This window comes from Micromonospora sp. KC213, assembly GCF_004348325.1.
Lineage (GTDB): Bacteria > Actinomycetota > Actinomycetes > Mycobacteriales > Micromonosporaceae > Micromonospora.
The window spans coordinates 1-5,108 of record NZ_SMKF01000273.1 but is presented as its reverse complement, the minus strand read 5'-3'; the positions used below and the strand labels follow the sequence as shown (position 1 = coordinate 5,108).

Sequence of the window (5,108 nt, the reverse complement as noted above, 5' to 3'; positions counted from 1 at the left end):
GACCTCGGCCCCTCCCGGGCACACCGACCCCGCCATGCCGGCAGCCCGTCGCTCCCTGGTGGACGCACCGACCGTGGTGCGTCGCCGAACGGACAGCCCCAGCAACCGGCCGGTCTCCGCGCCGCCCCCGCCGCCGCCCGGCATCACCCCGATCGCTCCCACGCAGCGGGGTAACGTGCCTCCCGCCGAAGCCGGCGAGCCGTTCCGGCCGACGCTGACCACGGCGGCGATCAACAGCGCCCGGGCCGAACGGCAGCAGCGCACCGTGATCCCGCCCCGCCCGAAGACCAGTGGGGCGCTCTCCTCGCCGACCGGCGGCTTCAGCGCCACCGACCTGAACGTCCCGGTGCCGACCCCGCGTCCCGAGCCCGAGCCCGCCCCGCCGGGTTCACGGGCCAACTGGCCGCTGGTCAACAACCCGGAAGATCTGGGCGACCGGGCTGCCGGCGATGTGCCGTCGTACGGCGACCGGGGCGGCCGACCGGTTGACGCGCCCACCGAGGCGGGCAAGGAGCGGCGGGTCACCCCGCCGTGGCTCGCCGACGACCTTCCGCAGGAGCCGCCCGCACTGCGGCTCGTCGAGCCGCCGCCGCTGGCTGACCGGGCGCTGCGCGACAATCTCCGTCCGTCCACCGACCCCAATCTGGAGACTCCGCCGCTGCGGCTGGTGGATCGGGAGGAGCCCGGCCGTGGGTCGCGGGCAGCCCGCGGTGAACGGCCGATCCCCGAACGCCTGCCGGAGCCGGCCGAACGCCGCCCCGCCCCGATGGAGCACCGGCCTCCGCCGGTCTCCGACGAGGGCGACGGCGACCTGCTGATCTTCGCGCAGGCGAAGTCGGCGTGGTTCGTCGGGCACAGCGACTCCACCGACCTGGCCTGGTCGACCACGGCGGACACCGGCTGGCAGGCCGCCGAGCAGGCAGCTCGCCCGGCGGTCGGGTCGGAGACCAAGGCCGGCCTGCCCAAGCGGGTTCCGCAGGCCAATCTGGTGCCCGGTTCGCCGTTGCGCGACGAGCGCCCGCTACGGATCGTCCGTGATGCGGCCAGCCTCGCCGAGAACACCACCGGCTACTTCCGCGGCTGGCGTCGCGGCCAGGAGATCGGCGGATTCGCGGTCGGCGGCCGACCGGGCCGGGAGTCGGCCGGTGGCTGGGACTTCAGCCGCGACCCGGCCGAACGCGACGACGACCGGGAGTACGAGTTCCGGTCCGCCGGCTACCGTTCCTGACGCCTCGGCAGCGCCGTCCCTCCGGCCGACAGCCATTCCGTCGGTCTCTGTCCCAGGGACGGCGCCCCGGCATGGTCAAGACGTACGATCGCCTCTGGTTCGTGTGGTGATCAGCCGCGGGCGAGGTGCAGGCCGATGTTCGCACCGAGGCCCTGGCCGTACGCGAGTTGGATGAGCATTTCGACAGCCGAGCGGATTCGTCGCGTCGATCACGATCTTTCCGGTCAGCGCGTTGCGGACCTCATCGGTGAGCAGGTCGTCGATCGCGGAGTACGGCACCGCGAGCACGACCTGGTCTGCCGCTGCCGCGGCGGCGGTGCTGGTGTCCACGCGCGAGGCGACGGCGGCACCCTCGACCGCACCGACGACGACCCGCGGCTGGTCGAGCTGGCCGACAAACTGGCCGCCCACCGCACGCGGATGGCCGACGAACGGGGCGAGAACTACGTCGATGACACAGACATCGAGCCACCGCTGGTCAAGCTGATGGACACCCTGGCGTGCGACACCGTGCCGACAGCGGTACATCTGGGCCGGCGCGATGACGCGGAACCCCGACGCGTTAGCTGAGTTGTTCACCCCGGACGGGATCTACGAAGCGCCTCTCGTCCCGAAAGGCCACGCCTTTCCACGGCGGTTGGCGGGGCGCGCGGAGATCCGCGCCGGCATGGCGGCCTACTACGAGCGCTTCACGGAAACCGACGGCACGGTGAACGTGGAGCAGTCCCGGTACGTGCTGCACGCCACGGCCGACCCGGACGTGTTCATCGCCGAGATCGACACGGTCCTCGACGGCGCCGACGAGTCCACGACCATGTCGCTGGTACAGATCTTCCGCCTCAGTGAGGGGAAGATCGCGCTGCTACGGGACTACTTCGCCGCCGATACGGTGGACTGAGAACTCCCCGTTCTCCGAACGACAGGTGCCCGAAGCCGTCCTGGACACGACGACGCGCCCGACGGCGGCGGTGCCGCGTCGGGCGCGTCCAGGTCGGTCAGGCCGGGGCGACCGCGCGCGAACGGCGCATCGTCAGCACGTACTCGACCAGCGAGATCAGCACGTGCTTGGTCGACTCCCGGTTACGGGCGTCGCAGGCCACCACCGGCACGTCGGTCGAGATCGCCAGCGCGTCCCGGACGTCCTGCGGGTCGTGGTACTGCATCCCGTCGAAGCAGTTGATGGCCACCAGGTACGGCAGCCGCCGGTGCTCGAAGAAGTCGATCGCCGCGAAGCAGTCGGCCAACCGGCGGGTGTCCACCAGCACCACGGCACCGATGGCGCCGCGTACCAGCTCGTCCCACATGAACCAGAACCGCGTCTGGCCCGGCGTACCGAACAGGTACAGGATCAGGTCCCGGTCGATCGAGATACGACCGAAGTCCATCGCCACCGTGGTCGTCTGCTTTCCCGGCACCTGCCGGGTGTCGTCGACACCCACGCCCGCGGAAGTCATGATCGCTTCGGTGGTCAGCGGCGTGATCTCCGAGACCGAGCCGACCAGCGTCGTCTTGCCGACGCCGAACCCACCGGCGATCACGATCTTCGCCGACGTCACGCGCCCGCTCGGGGTCGGCGGCCGGTGCGACATGTCAGAGCCTGCGAAGTCCACTCAGCACCCTCTCCAGCAGTTCAGTGCCCACCGCGTCGTCCGAGTCGTCCAGGATGGTCGGCTCGTGGACCGCGACCAGGCCATCCGTCGCCATGTCGGCGATGAGCACCCGGGCCACACCCAGTGGGAGCTGCATCCGCGCCGCGATCTCCGCGAGCGACTGCACACGCCCGTCACACAGCGCGGCGATGTACTGGTGCTCCCGGCCCTGGCCACTGTTGCCACTGGCAGCGGCCCGACCGCGCACCGTCGTCTCGACGAGCGCCTCCATGGCGATGTCGAGCCGGGGACGGGTACGACCACGGGTCACGGCGTATGGACGGACCAACGCTCCGGTCGGTTCGTCACGATCGACCATGTCGCCGCTCACCTCCTTCGTACCCGGCACCGGCTCTCGCCCGGTGGCACCCGTCGTTGTTGTTGTGTTGTTGCCGCCGTGCCGACCGCCTGGTCAGCTCGGTCAGCCCATCATCCCGACAGCCGTACGCGGCTGCGGCGTCAAGGCGTCGCCCACCCGGTCGACGAGCAGCGCCATCTCGTAGCCGACCTGACCGACGTCACAGCTACGGGCGGCCAGCACGGCGAACGAGGAGCCGTCCGAGATGGACATCAGGAACAGGAAGCCGTTGTCCATCTCGACGACGGTCTGCAGCACCGCGCCACCCTCGAAGCACCGGGCCGCGCCCTGGGTCAGGCTGACCAGCCCGGAGGAGATGGCGGCCAACTGGTCGGCCCGGTCCCGCGGCAGGTCTCGTGACGACGCGAGGAGCAGACCGTCGGCGGAGACGGCGACCGCGTGCGCGACACCGGGTACCCGGTCGGCGAAGTTGGCCAGCAGCCAACCGAGATCCTGCGTAGTAGTCATCCTTCTTGCTCCTTCTGCCCGCTACCGGCTGCCGGGCCGGAGCCAGGCTGCGAGGATTGCTGCCCTCCCGGAGTCGCCTCCGGATTGATGGGGTTGCTGTCCGAGGGGTTGCTCCGGCCACGCTGCACGCCTCGATGGTAGGCGGAAAGCAGCCCACGCACCCCTTCCGGTGTACGCCGCTGCACCGAGGTGGTCGGTTTCTCCACGGCACCGGGCACGAGCTGCGCCATCGGCGTCCGCTTCGGCAGACCGGTCTCGGTGGTGGCCGCCACCGGCACCTCGGAGGCGGCCACGGCGGCCCGCCAACCGTCGTCGGCCGCGGTCTGCCAACCCGGAGACTGCGGGCCGGATCGACGGTTGGGCGCGCTGTCGGCGAACGCGGGACGACCGGCCCCCTGCGACGCCGGGCCGCTGTCGTACGGCGCTCCTCCGGCCGTCGGTGTGTTGACCATCGGCGCATTACCTGTGGTCCGTGGTGCGGGCTTCTGGACGGGCTGGCCGGCGGCGTCGACGATGGGCATCTGCTGGGTGGCGGCACCGCTGGCCGTTGTGGTCGCCGCCTCCTCCGGACCCGGCTTACGGGTCCGGAACCAGGCCGACTCGAGCTCCCGGAAGATCGGCAGCTCCATGGTCTCGTCGGCGAACCGCTGCCGGTTCGCCGTCTCCTGCGGGGTGGCCGGCCGGTTGACCGGCGCGGTCTGCCCGGCACGCGGCTGCGGCACCACCGGCGGATGGGCCGGCTCGGGGCGGACCACCCGAGGCAGCTCGGTGGTCATGTCCAGGGCCGCGGCGAGCCGCTCGGGCACCGGCGGTGCGGCCGTCTCCCGCTCCGGGTTGGCCACCGGCGGCCAGGCCGGCGGGGCACCGACGGCAGGGGGAACCTGCCGGGGCGGCATGGCGACCGGTGCGGCCGGGTTGGGCTGGCCGGAGACCGGCTGCGCCGAGACCGGCTGGGCCGAGACCGGCTGGGCCGACACGGGCGCGGCGGAGACGGGTTGACCCGACACCGGCTGACCGGAGACCGGGACACCGGAGACCGGCGGCAGCGGCGGCGCGGAGACCGGCGGGGCGCTGTACGGACGGGCCTCCGGGCCGCTCGGCAGCTGCCGCGGGATCACCGGCTGCTGACCGGTGACCGCCGGGTCGCCGTCGGAGCCGCGTCGCTGCGGCAGCGGGTTGACCGGCTGGCCGTTGGTGGGCCGCGGCGGGTAGCTGTCGTTGCCGTTGACTCCGGTGGCCCCGGTCAGGTCGGACCAGGCGGGCACAGCCCGTCCACCGCCCGGGTGGGCCGAGCCGTTGCGGGGTGCCGGTTCGAAGGGCCGGCCGCCCAGCGTGACCTGGTTGCCGGACTCACCGGGCCGGGGGGCCGACGGCGTCGGGCGGGCACCGAGCGCGGGCAGGGCCC

5 protein-coding genes and 2 pseudogenes are annotated in these 5,108 nt (G+C 72.4%); 3 read left to right on the top strand and 4 right to left on the bottom strand.

Features of this window, described 5'->3' with window-relative positions; all coding sequences use genetic code 11:
* From E1166_RS29360 to E1166_RS29350, 3 genes and pseudogenes are all read left to right on the top strand, one after another.
* Positions 1 to 1,228: pseudogene (locus E1166_RS29360) on the top strand (transposase); the annotation flags it as partial.
* Positions 1,229 to 1,399: 171 nt separating this feature from the next.
* On the top strand, positions 1,400 to 1,798 hold the full coding sequence (locus tag E1166_RS32385) for a hypothetical protein (RefSeq protein WP_243710586.1): 399 nt from the start codon (positions 1,400 to 1,402) through the stop codon (positions 1,796 to 1,798).
* A complete protein-coding gene (locus E1166_RS29350; protein WP_132343086.1) occupies positions 1,770 to 2,126 on the top strand; it encodes a nuclear transport factor 2 family protein in 357 nt (118 codons plus the stop codon). Before E1166_RS32385 ends, E1166_RS29350 begins: the two co-directional genes overlap by 29 nt.
* A 97-nt stretch (positions 2,127 to 2,223) precedes the next feature.
* On the opposite strand, the gene E1166_RS29345 is transcribed toward E1166_RS29350, so the two are convergent.
* The 4 genes and pseudogenes from E1166_RS29345 to E1166_RS29330 all read right to left on the bottom strand — a co-directional run.
* The gene (locus E1166_RS29345) at positions 2,224 to 2,817 is read right to left on the bottom strand and encodes an ATP/GTP-binding protein (RefSeq protein WP_132270873.1); all 594 of its coding nucleotides are present in this window, start codon (positions 2,815 to 2,817) and stop codon (positions 2,224 to 2,226) included.
* Between the two features lies 1 nt (position 2,818).
* Positions 2,819 to 3,196: a DUF742 domain-containing protein gene (locus E1166_RS29340; protein WP_132270874.1), complete on the bottom strand. Its 378-nt coding sequence runs from the start codon at positions 3,194 to 3,196 to the stop codon at positions 2,819 to 2,821.
* Between the two features lie 102 nt (positions 3,197 to 3,298).
* Entirely contained in the window at positions 3,299 to 3,703 is a 405-nt protein-coding gene (locus E1166_RS29335) for a roadblock/LC7 domain-containing protein (protein ID WP_089011242.1), read from the bottom strand.
* Positions 3,700 to 5,108: pseudogene (locus E1166_RS29330) on the bottom strand (ATPase); the annotation flags it as partial. The pseudogene E1166_RS29330 and the gene E1166_RS29335, both read right to left, overlap by 4 nt.